This window comes from Micromonospora sp. NRRL B-16802, from assembly GCF_001279555.1.
Taxonomy (GTDB): domain Bacteria; phylum Actinomycetota; class Actinomycetes; order Mycobacteriales; family Micromonosporaceae; genus Micromonospora; species Micromonospora profundi.
Genome location: NZ_LGEB01000049.1, coordinates 11,779 through 26,338 on the forward strand (window position 1 = coordinate 11,779; position 14,560 = coordinate 26,338).

Annotated in this window: 13 protein-coding genes; 5 read left to right on the forward strand and 8 right to left on the reverse strand. The window is 71.9% G+C overall.

The features are described 5' to 3' along the window. Positions 1-29 precede the first annotated feature (29 nt). Positions 30-1,313 (forward strand): serine--tRNA ligase, encoded by a 1,284-nt coding sequence (gene serS / locus ADK66_RS08025; protein ID WP_053653366.1) that lies wholly within the window; start codon positions 30-32, stop codon positions 1,311-1,313. On the opposite strand, the gene ADK66_RS08030 is transcribed toward serS, so the two are convergent. From ADK66_RS08030 to ADK66_RS08045, 4 genes are all read right to left on the reverse strand, one after another. Beyond that, entirely contained in the window at positions 1,310-2,257 is a 948-nt protein-coding gene (locus ADK66_RS08030) for a cytochrome c biogenesis CcdA family protein (protein ID WP_082377313.1), read from the reverse strand. The two genes, serS and ADK66_RS08030, sit on opposite strands and share 4 nt — an antisense overlap. After that, positions 2,254-2,862 carry a redoxin family protein gene (locus ADK66_RS08035; RefSeq protein ID WP_053653278.1) on the reverse strand — a complete coding sequence of 203 codons (609 nt, stop codon included), beginning with the start codon at positions 2,860-2,862 and terminating at the stop codon, positions 2,254-2,256. Before ADK66_RS08035 ends, ADK66_RS08030 begins: the two co-directional genes overlap by 4 nt. 71 nt (positions 2,863-2,933) lie before the next feature. Further along, a complete protein-coding gene (locus ADK66_RS08040; RefSeq protein ID WP_053653279.1) occupies positions 2,934-4,400 on the reverse strand; it encodes an NADH-quinone oxidoreductase subunit NuoF family protein in 1,467 nt (488 codons plus the stop codon). Then, positions 4,397-6,037 (reverse strand): hypothetical protein, encoded by a 1,641-nt coding sequence (locus ADK66_RS08045; protein WP_053653367.1) that lies wholly within the window; start codon positions 6,035-6,037, stop codon positions 4,397-4,399. The genes ADK66_RS08040 and ADK66_RS08045 overlap by 4 nt, the downstream gene beginning before the upstream one ends. A gap of 311 nt (positions 6,038-6,348) precedes the next feature. Here ADK66_RS08045 and ADK66_RS08050 point away from each other — a divergent pair, with 311 nt between their 5' ends. Beyond that, the gene (locus tag ADK66_RS08050) at positions 6,349-7,794 is read left to right on the forward strand and encodes an alpha-amylase family protein (protein ID WP_053653280.1); all 1,446 of its coding nucleotides are present in this window, start codon (positions 6,349-6,351) and stop codon (positions 7,792-7,794) included. An 86-nt stretch (positions 7,795-7,880) separates the two neighbouring features. Next, a complete protein-coding gene (locus ADK66_RS08055; protein WP_053653368.1) occupies positions 7,881-8,792 on the forward strand; it encodes a L,D-transpeptidase in 912 nt (303 codons plus the stop codon). A 39-nt stretch (positions 8,793-8,831) separates the two neighbouring features. Here ADK66_RS08055 and ADK66_RS08060 read toward each other — a convergent pair whose 3' ends face one another. Genes ADK66_RS08060 through ADK66_RS08075 form a run of 4 tightly spaced genes read right to left on the reverse strand, consistent with a single transcriptional unit; the run spans position 8,832 to position 12,338 of the window. Beyond that, on the reverse strand, positions 8,832-9,452 hold the full coding sequence (locus tag ADK66_RS08060; RefSeq protein ID WP_053653281.1) for a response regulator transcription factor: 621 nt from the start codon (positions 9,450-9,452) through the stop codon (positions 8,832-8,834). Then, positions 9,449-10,585 (reverse strand): sensor histidine kinase, encoded by a 1,137-nt coding sequence (locus ADK66_RS08065; RefSeq protein WP_053653282.1) that lies wholly within the window; start codon positions 10,583-10,585, stop codon positions 9,449-9,451. The genes ADK66_RS08060 and ADK66_RS08065 overlap by 4 nt, the downstream gene beginning before the upstream one ends. A 27-nt stretch (positions 10,586-10,612) precedes the next feature. After that, positions 10,613-11,437: an ABC transporter permease gene (locus tag ADK66_RS08070; protein WP_053653283.1), complete on the reverse strand. Its 825-nt coding sequence runs from the start codon at positions 11,435-11,437 to the stop codon at positions 10,613-10,615. Between the two features lies 1 nt (position 11,438). Beyond that, the gene (locus tag ADK66_RS08075) at positions 11,439-12,338 is read right to left on the reverse strand and encodes an ABC transporter ATP-binding protein (RefSeq protein WP_053653284.1); all 900 of its coding nucleotides are present in this window, start codon (positions 12,336-12,338) and stop codon (positions 11,439-11,441) included. 159 nt (positions 12,339-12,497) lie between these two features. Between ADK66_RS08075 and ADK66_RS08080 the strand changes: the two genes are divergently transcribed. Both ADK66_RS08080 and ADK66_RS08085 read left to right on the forward strand, forming a co-directional pair. After that, positions 12,498-13,352, forward strand: a complete 855-nt coding sequence (locus tag ADK66_RS08080) for an alpha/beta hydrolase (protein WP_053653285.1) — start codon at positions 12,498-12,500, stop codon at positions 13,350-13,352. 55 nt (positions 13,353-13,407) lie between these two features. Next, complete coding sequence (locus ADK66_RS08085; RefSeq protein WP_053653286.1) at positions 13,408-14,541, forward strand: site-2 protease family protein; 1,134 nt, start codon at positions 13,408-13,410, stop codon at positions 14,539-14,541. The last annotated feature ends 19 nt before the right edge of the window (positions 14,542-14,560 follow it).

Below are 14,560 nucleotides of genomic sequence, written 5' to 3' on the forward strand. Positions count from 1 at the left end.
CGACCCCGGACGGAGGCGTACGGAGCAGCATGCTCGACATGGAGTTGATCCGGAAGGATCGCGAGGCGGTGGCGACCGCGCTGGCGAAGCGTCTGGATCCCGCCGAGGTCGATCAGGCCCTGGACGAGATCCAGCGGCTGGACCAGGAACGGCGCGCCCTCATCACGGAGATCGACGCCGAGCGGCAGCGCCGCAAGGCGGACGCTCGGGCGTACGCGGAGGCGAAGCGCGCCGGCCGAGAGCCGGAGGCCGTCGCCCCCGAGGCCGGTCGCCGGCAGCTCTCCGACCTGGAGTCCGAGCTGGACGAGGTGCAGGGGCGGCTGCGTACCGCGATGAGCGAGCTGCCCAACCTGCCCGCCGATGACATCCTCCCCGGCGGCAAGGAGGCCAACCGGGTCGTCAAGACCTTCGGCGAGCCGCCGGTGATCGAGAAGGTCCGCGACCACGTGGAGCTGTCCCGGGCACTGGGCCTTGTCGACTACGAGCGCGGGGTCAAGCTCGGCGGCTCCGGCTTCTGGATCTACACGGGGGTCGGCGCCCGGCTGGAGTGGGCGCTTCTCAACTACTTCATCGACCAGCACATCAGGGCCGGGTACGAGTTCCTGCTCCCGCCGCACCTGCTGCTGGACTCGGCCGGTTTCGCCGCCGGCCAGTTCCCGAAGTTCTACGACGACGTCTACCACCTGGACGCCGCGTCCGCCCCGCGCGGGCAGTTCCTGCTGCCCACCTCGGAGACGGCGATCCTCGGCGCGTACCAGGACGAGATCCTGGACACCACGAAGCTGCCGTTGAAGGCGTTCGCGTACACGCCGTGCTACCGCCGGGAGTCGGCCGGGTCGCACTCGGACGAGCGCGGCACCGTGCGCGGGCACCAGTTCAACAAGGTGGAGATCTTCCAGTTCACCCTTCCGGAGCAGGCGGACGCCGCGCTTGAGGAGATGCTCGCCCACGCCGAGAGCCTGGTCGAAGGGCTGGGCCTGCACTACCAGCGGACGCTGCTCTCGGCGGGTGACGCGAGCGCCTCGATGAAGAAGACCCTCGACATCGAGGTGTGGATGCCGAGCACCGGCAAGTACAAGGAGGTGTCGTCGGTTTCCTGGGCCGGCGACTACCAGGCCCGCCGGGCGGCCATCCGCTACCGCGAGCCGGGCGGCAAGCAGACCCGTTTCGTGCACACGCTCAACGGGTCGGCCCTGGCCACGAGCCGGCTCTTCCCGGCCATCCTGGAGCAGTACCAACAGGCCGACGGCTCGGTGCTGATCCCCGAGGTGCTGCGCGACCGGATGGGCACCGACCGCCTTACCCCGCGCTAAGCGGTTCGCTCGGCGGGGGCTGGGTCCATCCCGGCCCCCGTCGGCGTATCCGCCGGTGCCGTCGGGCGCTCAGCCACCATGTTAGGAAGGGACCCTTCCTCTACCGCAGGCGTTAGGAAGGGGCCCTTCCTAACAGCCAGGGCCAGCGCGGCGAGCAGGACGAGCACGGCGAGCACTACCACCGGGCCGAGCGCGTCGAGGCCGTCGGCGAGGGCGTGCTGCACCTGGGCCGCCGCCCGTACCACCGGGTCCGTCAGGGCTTCGCGGCGGCCGGCGGCGAGCCGCAGCTCGTACCAGCCGTACCAGGCGACGTAGCCGCCGGTGAGCAGCAGCACCAGGGCACTGAGCCGGGGCACCAGCGCGCCGGCGACCCGCAGCCGGGCCACCAGGCCGTCGCGCACCAGCGCCACGCCGAGCGCGGCGACAGCGACCACAAGCCCCATACCGAGGGCGTACGCGCCGAACAGCGCCAGCCCCTCGCCGGTCGAACCGGCCTGGAGGCTTGTCACCACGATGGCCAGGAACGGTGCGATGGCGCAGCCGAGCGAGGCCAGCGCGTACGCCGCGCCGAACAGCACCATCGACGGCCAGGAACGGGTCAGTCGGGGCGCTCGGGCCGACCAGCCGGGGGTGGGCAGCCGCCGGCCGGTGAGCAGCCAACAGCCGGCCACCACGAGCAGCAGCCCGAGCGTCACTGTCAGCCACGGCAGCCGAGGTCGCAGCCAGCCGGCGAGCGGCGCGAGCGCCAGGCCGAAGGCGCCGAAGACCACGACGTACCCCACTGTCAGCCCGACCGCCGCGGTGAGCGCGCGGCCGACCGCGCCGCGGGTGTCGGTGGTCCCGGCGACCAACAGCGAGAGGTACGCGGGCAGCAGCGCGAAGCCGCACGGGTTGACAGCGCCGAGCATGCCGGCGGTCAGCGCGAGCAGCAGCGGGGTGGTCACGCCCGGGCCAGCGCGGCGACGCGGGCGGTGAGCGCCTCACCGTCGAGGAAGCCCTGGTGGACGACAGTGCCGTTCCGGTCGATGATCACGAAGATGCTCTGTTCGGTCACCTTGAACCGACGCCAGAGCGCGCCGGCGCGGTCGTCGATCTGCGGCGTGCCGGCGAGGTCGAACTCGGTGACGAAGTCCTTCATGGCGTTGCGCTCGCCGAGGCCGGCGACGCCGACGATCGGCACGGTGTCCCGGTACTGCGGTGCGATCTCGGCAACGGTCCACGCCTGGCTGGCGCAGGTGGCGCACCACGGCGCCCAGAACCAGAGCACCACGGGCCGGCCGGCGAACGTCGTCGCGTCGAGCGGGCTGCCGTCGAGGGTGGTCCCGGTGAAGCGCAGGGTGTCCGGGATCGGGGCCGGCGCGGCCGTCGGTGAGCCGGCGGCGGGTACGGTCGGCGCGGCCGGGGAGCTGGCCGGGGCCGGCGTCGCCCCGGCGGCGGCAGCGTCGGGCGGCACCGTGCCGGTGCAGGAGGCCGTGGCGAGCAGAGCGACAACGAGTACGGCTGCGGTACCGCCACGGCGTAACCACCTCCGTCCGTGCCAGCTGCGCATCGGTGTCTCCCTCCACAGTTTGTTAGGAAGGGGCCCTTCCTATACACGAGGCGTTAAGAAGGTGCCCTTCCTTACTCGGCCTTGGCGAGGCGCAGCGCGAGCTCCGGGCAGACCTTCACCGCCTTCAACGCGCCCTCCCGCAGCCAGGTCGGCACCGGCGTGGCCGGAAACGCGGGGTAGCCGTTGCCGTCGAGGCGGATGAAGTCCGGCACCACGTGCGCGCAGAGCCCGTGGCCGTCGCAGCGCGACCAGTCCAGGGTCAGCTTCTGCGGGTTCGCGTCGGGCGCGCCCGGCAACCCCATGACGCCCTTGACCCGCCGGCCGCAGCCGTCGCCGGTGCTGTGCATCCTCAGGTCGTCGGCGAAGACCTCGATCGCGGAGAGGGCGAACCGTGCGGTGCCGTCGGGGTGGCTGCACGCGCCCCGGCCCTTCACCTCGCCGGCTGCGGCGCGTACCACGTCTGCCGGTTGGCTGCCGGCGACGGCCAGGTCGACGGCGCGGGCCAGGTCCGGCAGGCCCATCTTGCACGGTCCGCACTGGCCTGCGGACTCTCCGGCCAGGTAGCGCACCACCTGCGCGGCCTCACCGAGCGGGCAGGTGTCGACGCCGACCGGGACGATGATGCCCGCGCCGAGGGTGCCGCCGACCGCGGCGAGGCCCTTGCGGGAGACCTCTGCCTTCTCCGCCGCCTCCGGGGTGATCCACTTGCCGTGGTAGCCGCCCATCAGGATGCCCTGGACGTCCGGCACCTCGCACAGGTCGAGGATCTCGCGCAGCGGAGTGCCGGCGGCGATCTCCACGACCGCCGGTCGGGCCGCCGCGCCGGTCACTGTGAGCAGCAGGGTGCCCGGCTCGTCGTCGGTGCCGAGTGCCGCGTACTCGTACGGGCCGAGTCGGGCGGCGACGGCCAACTGGGCGTACGTCTCGGCGTTGGACAGCAGTGTGGGCAGTCCACCGACGCCGGAGTCGCTGGAGCGTTTCTTGGTGCCCGGAGGGATGTGCGGCAGCCCGTTGATCCCGTTGACGAGCGCGCCGCCCTCGCCGGAGATGAACCGGTGCGGGACCGTGACGATTGTGGCCGGCACCGGCATCCGCCGCTCCGCAAGCGCGTCCATCAGCGACTCCCGGCCCACCCCGTCGTCGGCGACACCGATGACGATCTCCTCGGCGTCGAGCGCGTACGCGGCCAGCGCGGCCCCGTCGAGAATCAGGTGCGGCGCGCGGGTGAGCAGCACCTTGTCCTTCCAGCTGGCCGGCTCGCCCTCGGTGGCGTTGACCACCACCACGGCGGCGAGGTCCTGCCGCTCGCAGGACTCCAGCACCGCGCGCAGCTTGCGGGCGAACGGGAAGCCGGCTCCACCCTTGCCCTTGAGCTGCATGCCTTCGGCGAGGCGGAGCAGTTGCGCCGGTTCCATCGGGCCGATCGGGCCGTGCACCTCCTCGTGCGCTGCCAGGTCGAGTCGGCCGAACTCGGCGAAGCCGGCGGTCAGTCGGGGTTCACCCACGCAGGCGACCGGGGGCACGGTCGTCCGCATCACTTGGCCTCACCCCGCAGCCCGGCCCAGTACGCCCCGTCCACGGCATCCGCGCTGGCCTTGCGGCGCTTGGCGGAGCGGCTCTCGCCGGCGGCACGGCGGGCTCGCCGGGACGCCAGGTCGACAAGGGTCGGGGTGTCGTCGACGGGCGGCGGTACGTCCTCGGGGACGTACCGGGCCGGCGGGCGCCAGTAGTCCGGCTCCTCCGGCAGGTCGTCCTCGACGCTGTGACGGCCGCTGCCGCTGCGCGGCGCCGCGGAGATCGGACCGGCGGAGATCGGGCTGCTGGAGATCGGCTCGGCGGAGACCGGGCCGGCTGAGATCGGCTCGGCGGCCTGCCAGCGGCGCGGGCTGTCCCACGGCTCCTCGGGCTCTTCGAGCGTCCGCCGTGGCGGTGCTGAGTAACGGGTGCCGTCGTCCTCGGTCCGGGAGCGTCGGCGGGACCGTTCGGCGGCCGGCTCCTCGACGGGCGTGGTGCCACGTCGCCGGCCGGTGGTGGTCGCATCGTCCCGGGTGCGCTCGCCTCGCCGGCGGGCCACGGGCTCCAGTTCCTCCTCGTCGCGCTGGCGGGTGGGCGGCTCCTGCGCGCTGCGGCGGGAGGACCGGCGGGTGGGCTCCGCCTCGTCGCGCCGTCCGCGCGTCGGCCGGTCCACGTCCTGCCGGGCGGCGGGCTCCACGTCCCGCCGACGCCGGGTGGGCCGGGTCGGCTCGGCGAGGGAGCCGGGTTCGGGCACCACCGGGACGGTGAACCGCTCGGGGTCGCGCCGCCGTGGGCCGGCCGGTGGCGCGGTCCAGGTGGCGGTGGTGGCCTCCGCCCAGGCGGGACGCTTGTCCTCGCTGGTGTCGCGGCGTCGGCTCAGCCCGGCCAGTAGGGCGCGGCCGCGGCTCTCCGCGTTGGCCCGGCCGGCCATCGCGGCGTTACGCAGGGCGGCCTGGTGCTGCTCGCGGCTGCGCCGGCCGATCGTCACCGAGAGCCGCACCAGCAGCGCCAGCACGACAAGCAGGATGCAGGCGAGGTAGCTGAGCACCACCCAGGAGCTCGCGGCCCGGCCGGCGTTGAGGCCGTGCAGGATGGCGAAGGGCCAGGAGAGGTACGCGGTGGAGTGCATGGCCCGCCACAGCCACTTGGGACCGACACCTGCGAAGCGGGCTCGGATGATGCCGGTCCAGATCACGCTGACCATCAGCAGGGCGGCCACCGTGCCGAGGCCGACGTAGAGCCCTCGGCCGCCAACGAACGGGATCAACGAGTCGGTCACCGCCGCCCGACCGGTGGCGATCTTCGTGAGCACGTGGAAGCCCAGCCCGGCCACGCCCAGGACGCCGGTGGCCCGGTGCGCCGACTGCATAAGCACCCGGTGCGGGATGCTCAGCACCAGCCGGTCGGTGGCGAGCAGGCCGAGCATCACTGTGAGGCTCAGTGACACCAGGGCGACCACCCCGGCGAAGAACTCGGTGAAGAAGAAGCCGTACGCGTATGCCGTCTGCCCCGCTCCGGTCAGCATCGTCGCCGCCCAGAGCGCCGCGACCACCGAGGCGATCAGCAGCATGGTCGCCGACCGCGAACGGGTTCGGACCCCCCGACTGCTGGCGCTGGTCCGGACCGTGGTGGCCTTCTCGTTCTGCTTTGCCCGGGCCATCTGCTCCTCGATCGTCTCGCGGCGGCGTACCACCGGCCGACCCCTGCTCCCCCATCCAGTACGGACGGACGGCGCGCGCGGATCACCCCGGGCGGAAATTTCTGGGGCGGGATCGAACCGGTCGGCGTCGTGGCGCGTGACAGTCAACCCCCGCAGAACGGGGAAGGCAGCGACAGATGTCCATGCGTTGACAGTCCTTGCAACGAGCTTGTAATCTTTCGGCAATTTTCAGCACGGGTTGCAAGATTCGAGCAACTGGTGCTGCTCCCCCGCACCACCACCTCACCCCCCCGCTCCCGTCAGGAGTCCCGATGCACCGACGTCGACGCGCCTCGGCGATCCTCGCCCTCGGCCTGATCGCCAGCCTGCTCGCCCCCCTCACCGTGACGGCACCCCCGGCCGCCGCGGCGCCCGCCGGCAACAAGAAGGTCATCGTCCAGCTCTTCGAGTGGAACTGGCCGTCGGTGGCCAGCGAGTGCCAGAGCACTCTCGGCCCCAAGGGCTACGGCTACGTCCAGGTCTCGCCCCCGCAGGAGCACGTCCGGGGCAACCAGTGGTGGCTGGCGTACCAGCCGGTCAGCTACCGCATCGAATCCCGCAAGGGCACCCGCGCCCAGTTCCAGTCGATGGTCAACACCTGCCATGCGGCAGGCGTCAAGGTGCTCGTCGACGCTGTCATCAACCACATGTCCGGCCAGGCGAACGGCGGCACGGGCTGGGCCGGCTCGTCCTACTCGCACTACGACTACCCGGGCATCTACCAGACGCAGGACTTCCACCACTGTGGGCGCAACGGCGGCGACGACATCGTCAACTACAACGACCGGTACGAGGTGCAGAACTGCGAGCTGGTCAACCTGTCGGACCTGAAGACCGAGTCGGACTACGTCCGTACGAAGATCGCGTCGTACCTCAACGACCTGCTCTCGCTCGGCGTGGACGGTTTCCGGCTGGACGCCAGCAAGCACATGCCGGCCGCCGACATCGCCGCGATCAAGGGCAAGCTCTCCCGCTCGGCGTACATCGTGCAGGAGGTCATCTACGGCGCCGGCGAGCCGGTGCAGCCGACCGAGTACACCGGCAACGGTGACGTGCACGAGTTCCGCTACGGCAAGGACCTGGCCCGGGTGTTCCGCTCGGAGCGACTGGCGTACCTGCGCAACTTCGGCGAGGGCTGGGGGCACCTGCCCAGCGGGCCGGCCTCGGTGTTCGTCGACAACCACGACACCCAGCGCGACGTGGGCGGCGTGCTCACCTACCGGGATCGCGGCATCTACGCGCTGGCGAACGCCTTCATGCTGGCCTGGCCGTACGGCTCGCCGACCGTCATGTCCAGCTACACCTTCAGCAACCGGGACGCCGGCCCGCCCTCGGACGGCGCGAACAAGACCCTGAACACCGCCTGCTACTCCGGTTGGGAGTGCGAGCACCGCTGGCCGGTGATCGCCAACATGGTCGGCTTCCGCAACGCCACCGAGGGCGCGGGCGTGGCCAACTGGTACGACAACGGCAACAACCACATCGCGTTCAGCCGCAGCGGCAAGGGCTACATCACCGTCAACGACGAGGATTCGGCGGTGAACGGCCGCTCGTACTACACAGGGCTGCCCGCCGGTCGCTACTGCGACGTCATCCACGGCACGTACTCCGGCGGCACGTGCAGCGGACCGGTGATCACCGTGGACGGTAGTGGCTGGTTCGCCGCGAACGTGCCAGCCCACGACGCGATAGCGATCCACATCGGCGCCCGCGTCTGACCCACTGCAAGGAAGGGCCCCTTCTTATCGCTTTTTGTATAAGAAGGGGCCCTTCCTAACGTCGGGCGGTCCGATACAGTCGTTTGGTGCAGTTTGACCGAATGTCTCCGTACCGTCGTCGGGGTGTATGGGTGGGCGCGGCCGTCGCTGTGGCCGCGCTGTTGATCGTCGCGTTGCTGGTCGGCCAGGCCCTCACTCCACGATCGACGAACCGCGACCGGCCGGTCGCTGTCGCGACCGCTCCGACGCCGCCGAGCATCGAGCAGAGCCCCGAGGAGTCGGTACCGGCCGCGGCTCCCGCCCCGGATGGGCTGCCAGTGGTCGACTACGACCCCGCGCCGAAGGGGTTCCCGGCCGACCCGGCCACCATGGACACCACGCCACTGACCGAGGGCGTGCATCCGATCCGGAGGATCGCCGCGTACGACGCGCCCGGCGGACGTCCACTCGCCTTCCTCGAACCGACACTCGCCGGCGTGGAGCTGACAGTGCCGATCGCCGAGCGGCGGGCGGGCTGGACGGCTGTCCTGCTGCCGTCGGCCAACAGGCGTCTCGCCTGGCTGCCGCCCGGCGGGTTCGACACGGTGCCGTTGCGCGACCAGATCGTTGTGGAACGCAAGGTGCACCGGCTCACCTGGTACCGGGCCGGCAAGGCGATGCGTTCCTGGAAGACGAGCCTCGGCCAGTCCGGCCAGGAAACCCCCCTCGGCCGGACGTTCATCCTGGGCCGCACACCGCCACCGGAGGCGGTCTACGGCGGGGTGGACATTTACGCCCTCGGCTCGGTGCCCGACGACCCCGAGGCGGTGCCCGCCAGCCTGCGCGGCGCCCACATCGGCGTGCACACCTGGCACAACGACGACGACCTGGGCAGGAACACCACGAACGGCTGCATCCGGGTCACCCGCAGCGGGCAACGCGAGCTGCTCGCCGAGGTCCGCCCCGGCAGCAGCCTGGTAGTGGTCGACCAACTGCCCACGCCACCGCCGACCGCCTGAGCGGCGCACCGACACCGCCAGGCAGCGGCTACACCCGCCTCACTCGCCCAGCAGCCAGCCGTTCTGCTCGGCGATGCGGACGGCGGCGGCCCGGTTGCGGGCGCCGGTCTTGCCGATCGCCGCCGAGAGGTGGTTGCGCACCGTCCCCTCGGACAGGTGCAGCGTGCGCGCCAGCTCGGCGACCGCCCCGCCCCCCCGGGCGGCGCGCAGCACCTCGGTTTCCCGCTCGGTCAGCGGGCTGGCCCCGGTGGCAAGGGTTTCGGCCGCCAGCGTCGGGTCGACCACCCGCAGACCGGCGTGCACCCGGCGGACCGCGTCGGCGAGCTGCCGCGCCGGAGTGTCCTTGACGACGAAGCCGTTCGCGCCTGCCTCCATGGCGCGACGTAGGTAACCCGGTCGGCCGAAGGTCGTCACCACGAGCACCCGGCAGGTCGGCAGCGCCGCCCGCAACGCGGCAGTGGCGGCGATCCCGTCCAGGCCGGGCATCTCCACGTCCAGCAGGGCCACGTCGGGCGCGCTGCGGCGGGCCTCGGCCACCACCTCGTCGCCCCGGCCGACCTCCGCCACCACTGTCAGGTCCGGCTCCAGCGACAGCAGCGCGGCCAGTGCGCCCCGTACCAACGCCTGGTCGTCGGCGAGCAGCAGCCGGATCGGAGTCACCTGGCCTCCCCGGGCACGTGTACGCGCAGCAGGAACCCCGTGCCGTCCCGTCGGCGGCCCACCGTGACCGCCGCTCCCAGCCGTCCGGCCCGCTCACGCAGGCCTACCAGCCCGTTTCCGTCCGCGTCGGCGTCCGGCGTCGACGGCCCTCGACCGTCGTCGCTCACCTCGGCCCGGTCCGCGTACACGCGGATCGTGCAGCACCGCGCCCCACTGTGCCGGACCACATTGGTCACCCCTTCGCGTACCGTCCAGCCGACCAACTGATCCCACTCCCCCGGCAGCTCGGGCACCTCGGTCGGCAGGTCGGCCGCGATGCCCGCCGCGGTCAGCGCGGACCGGGCGCCGGCCAGCTCCCCGGCGAGCGTGACCTCCCGGTACGCCCCGACTGTCTGCCGTACGTCGGCAAGCGCCGCGCGGGCCAACTCCTCCACCTCGGCGATCTCGGTCGCGGCCCGCTCGCGGTCCACCTCGATGAGTCGGCCCGCCAGCTCGGCTTTGATCGCCACGACTGTCAGCGAGTGCCCCAGGATGTCGTGCAGGTCGCGGGCAGCGCGTGCCCGCTCCTCGGCGACCGCGAGCCGGCGAATCTCCTGCTGGGCGGCCTGCAACTCGCTGTTGCGCTGAGCCAACTGGGAAACCCCGAACATGGCGAACGACGCGAGCAGCACCGCGAAGAAGATCGTGTCGACCGACTCCCAACCCGACACCAGCCGGGACGCCACCACCGGGGCCAGCGCGCAGAGCACAACGGTGGCCAGCGCCTCCCACCGAGGCAGCAGGAACACCGCCGTCGCCGCGACGTAGACCAGGGTGGCCAACCAGTTCCCACCGGTGCCCGGGATGCTTGCCACGCCCACAGCGAACAGGAGCACCAGGCCGGCCCGTGCCCGACCCACCGGGATCGGCAACAACGCCTGGCGCAGCCGGCGAGCCCACTGGAACAGCAGCACGTACCCGACGCCGAAGCCGAGCAGCGCCACCACGCCGACGACACGCCGCCAGGGCTCCGGCTGGTGCAGCGCGGTGGACAGCGGCACGTTGAGGAAGAACAGCCACACCGCGGCCAGCAGCCAGCCGGTGAACCGCCAGTGGCGGCTCGCCGGTCGGGGCTGCCCCGTCGAGAGGTCCATCGGTTTCACGCTAGCGGTCGCCGACCGTCAGACCCGCGCCGTGTCCCGGCGGAACAGCCGCGCCGCGCCGACGCCGAAGACGAGCGTCCAGAAAACCATGTTCGCCACCCCGGCCAGGCTCACAGCGGCGCCGGTCAGCGGTGCGCGGGACAGCTCTCCCATGCCGTACACCGGGGTGAATTTGGCGACCTGCCCCAGCACGTGCGGCAGCACCTCGACCGGGACGAACAGCCCGCCGAACATGGCCAGCAGCGCCAGGATCGGGCCGATGAACTGCATGACGTTCTCGGCCGGCACCAGGTAGCCGATGAACAGGCCGAACGCGGCGAACACCAGCGAACCGACCCAGGCGGCGAGGCCGGCCAGCAGCCAGACGTGCGCCGGGACGCGCACACCGGCTGCGGCGCCCACAAGGAACTCGACGACGACCGCGAGCAGGCCGAGGGTCATCGCGGTGATGAGCTTCATCGCCACGTACGCGGTGGGGCGCAGCGGAGTGAGCCGCAACTGTCGACTCCAGCCCAGTGCCCGCTCCGTGGCGACCGCGCCGCCCGCGCTTGTGGTCGCCACCATTGCCGCGTACACCGCCAGGCTGATCATGACGTACGCCATCACGGGACGGCCGTTGTCAAGCGTCTGCCCGCGCTGGGGCAGGCCGAAGATGAGGAAGAACACGCCCGGCATGATCAGCGTGAAGGCGAGGGTTCGGCGGTTGCGCAGCACCCTGCGCAACTCGATGCCGAGGACGCCCGGGGCGAAACCGCCCTGGGCCGGCAGTCGACGGTCGGGTTGCTTGGACCGGCCGGTGCGGTTGGTCCGTGTGGCGGCGGAGGTGGCCGGCTGGGTCGTCATCTCAGGCTCCGGTGCGCTCGGTGGTCAGGGCGAGGAACGCGTCCTCGAGATTGCGGGAGGTGATCTCCACATCCCGGGCGGCGGTCCGGGTGAGCAGGTGACGGGCTATCGAGTCCGAGTCACCCGTGCGTACCAGGACGCTGTCACCGCGTACCTCCACGGCGTCCACACCGGGCAGCGCCGCGAGCGCGGCCTGGTCCGCGTCGGGCAGGGTGGCGCGCACCGTACGGCCGGCGGCCAGGTTCTTGATCTCCGCGGTGGTGCCGTCGGCGACGGTGCGCCCTTGCCGGACCAGCACGATCCGATCGGCGTACGCGTCCGCCTCGTCCAGGTAGTGGGTGGCGAAGATGATCGTGCGACCATCGCGGGCGTCCCGGCGCAACGCCTGCCAGAAGGTCCGGCGGCCCTCGACGTCCATGCCGGTGGTCGGCTCGTCGAGCACCATCAGGTCCGGGTCGGGCAGTAGTGCCAGCGCGAAGCGCAGCCGCTGCTGCTGCCCGCCCGAGCACCGCCCGACCAGCCGGTCGGCGAGATCGGCGATGCCGGCCCGTTCCAGCACCTCCGCTGCCGGGCGGGTGTGCCGGTAGAAGTAGGAGGTCATCCGGACCGTCTCACCCACTGTGAGGTCCTTGAGCAGCCCGCCGGTCTGGAGCACGGCGGCGACCCGGCCCCGGGCCACCGCGTCGACCGGGGTGCCGCCGAAAACGCGGACCGTGCCCGCGTCCGGGCAGGCCAGGCCAAGCAGCATGTCGATGGCGGTGGTCTTGCCCGCGCCGTTGGGACCGAGGAACGCCACCACCTCGCCGGGTTGCACCCGCAGGCTCAACCCGTCGACTGCGGTGACCGCGCCGAAGGTCTTTGTGAGGCCGCTCAGCTCGACGGCCGGATGCGTACTGGTCATGCGGTTGATGCTCCGGCGGCGCGGACCCTGACGCCCGGAGCGGCCGTCACGTTCCCACCATGACATTTGTCAGGGGCCACACGATTCGGCGGGCTGAGGAATCCCGCGCCCGGCAGCGGGTAACCGCCGGGCCGGACACCGCTACACCGGGGGGACAGGATGGGCGCCACGCCGCAGGGCCGGGTCGACACGGTCGTACTCATCCACGGGCTGTGGATGACCCCGCGCAGCTGGGAGGGGTGGGCCAGGCGGTACACGGCACGCGGCATGAACGTCCTCGCACCGGCCTGGCCCGGCATGGACCGGGATGTCGAGCAGCTGCGCGACGACCCCAGCCCGATCGCCGAGCAGAGCATCGCCACGATCGTCGCGCACTACGACCGGATCATCCGGGCGCTGCCACGACCACCGATCATCATGGGCCACTCGTTCGGCGGGCTGTTCACCCAGATCCTCGTCGACAGGGGCCTCGGCGCGGCCGCTGTGGGCGTGCACTCGTCGGCGCCCAAGGGCGTGCTGAAGGTGCCACTGAGTCAGTTGCGCTCGGCGTTCTCGATCCTGCGCAACCCCGCGAACCGCAACCGGGCCGTCCCGTTCACCCCTGACGATTTCGCCTACGCCTTCGGCAACACGATGAGCCGCGCCGACTCCGACCGGGCCTGGCAGCGCTACGCCGTCCCGGGAGCCGGACGGGTGCTCTTCGAAAGCGCGTTCGCCAACCTCGACCCGACCTCGCCCGCGAAGGTCGACAACGGTCGCAACAACCGCCCGCCGCTGCTGCTGATGGCCGGCGGGCAGGACCACGTGGTGCCGGCGACAGTCGTGCAGTCCAACGCGGCGCTCTACCAGAAGTCCCGGGCGCTCACCGCGTACGAGGAGTTCCCCGACCGGTCCCACTTCACCGTCGGGCAGGACGGCTGGGAGCGGATCGCCGACTACGCGCTGGACTGGGCGTTGCGCGCGGCGGCCCTGCCTCGCGAGGCAACCATCGCCAGCGAGACACCGCGCCGTTGAGCCGCCAACGGCGGGCTGCGGGTATGACGGCGCGGCCTACGGGTATGAGCCGCAGATGAAGGCGAGTTTCCGACTCGGTCGGATCGCGGGGGTGCCGGTCGGCGTCAACTGGAGCGTTCTGGTCATCTTCGCGCTGATCGCCTGGGGGTTGGCCGCCAACCAGTTCCCCCGCTCGTACCCGGACCGCAGCACCTTGGCGTACGCCGTCGCAGGGCTGGCCGCGGCGGTGGTCTTCTTCGTCGGTCTGCTCGCCCACGAGGTGTCGCACGCCGTGGTGGCCAAGCGCAACGGGCTGGACGTCGACGGCATCACGCTGTGGCTGTTCGGCGGGGTCGCCGAGTTGCGGGGCGAGCCGCGCGACCCGGGCGCGGAGCTACGGATCGCAGGCGTCGGCCCGCTTGTCAGTCTGCTGCTCGGCGCGTTCTTCGGTGCCATCGCCGTGCTGCTCGCGCTGGCCGGGCAGGGTGGGCTGCTGCTCGGCGCGGTGGCGTGGCTGGCCGGCATCAACGTGTTGCTTGCGGTGTTCAACGTGCTGCCGGCCGCGCCGCTGGACGGCGGTCGGTTGCTGCGCGCCGCAGTGTGGAAGGCCACCGGTGACCGGACCCGGGCGTCGGTGGTCGCCGCCCGGGCGGGCTGGGTGCTCGGCGTGCTGCTGATCGGCGTCGGCCTGTGGCAGTTCCTGTCCGGCATCGGCTTCGGCGGGTTGTGGCTGGCGCTGATCGGCTGGTTCCTGGTCGGCGCCGCAGGCATGGAGGAGCGGCAGGCCCGCACCGGCAGCGCGTTGCGCGGGATCCGGGTGGCCGACGTGATGACCCCGCAGCCGCAGACCGCCTCGGCGGACCTGACGGTCGGCGAGTTCGTCGATCACTACCTGTTCGCGTACCGGCATTCGGCACTGCCGCTGACCGAGGATGGTCGCCCGAGCGGGCTTGTGACGCTGGACCGGGTGCGGGGCGTACCGGCGGACCGGCGGGCGTCGACGACGCTGGCCGAGGTGGCCTGCCGGGCCGACGAGCTGGTTCTCGCCAAGCCGGGTGAGCAGCTCAACGACCTGCTGCCCCGGCTCACCGAGTGCGCCGACGGCCGGGCCCTGGTGGTGGACGACGAGGGTCGCCTCACCGGCATCGTCTCCCCCAGCGACATCAGCCGAGCAGTCCAGCGAAGCACCCTCCGCGCCCCGACCTCATGATCACCGAGGCGAAGGAGTG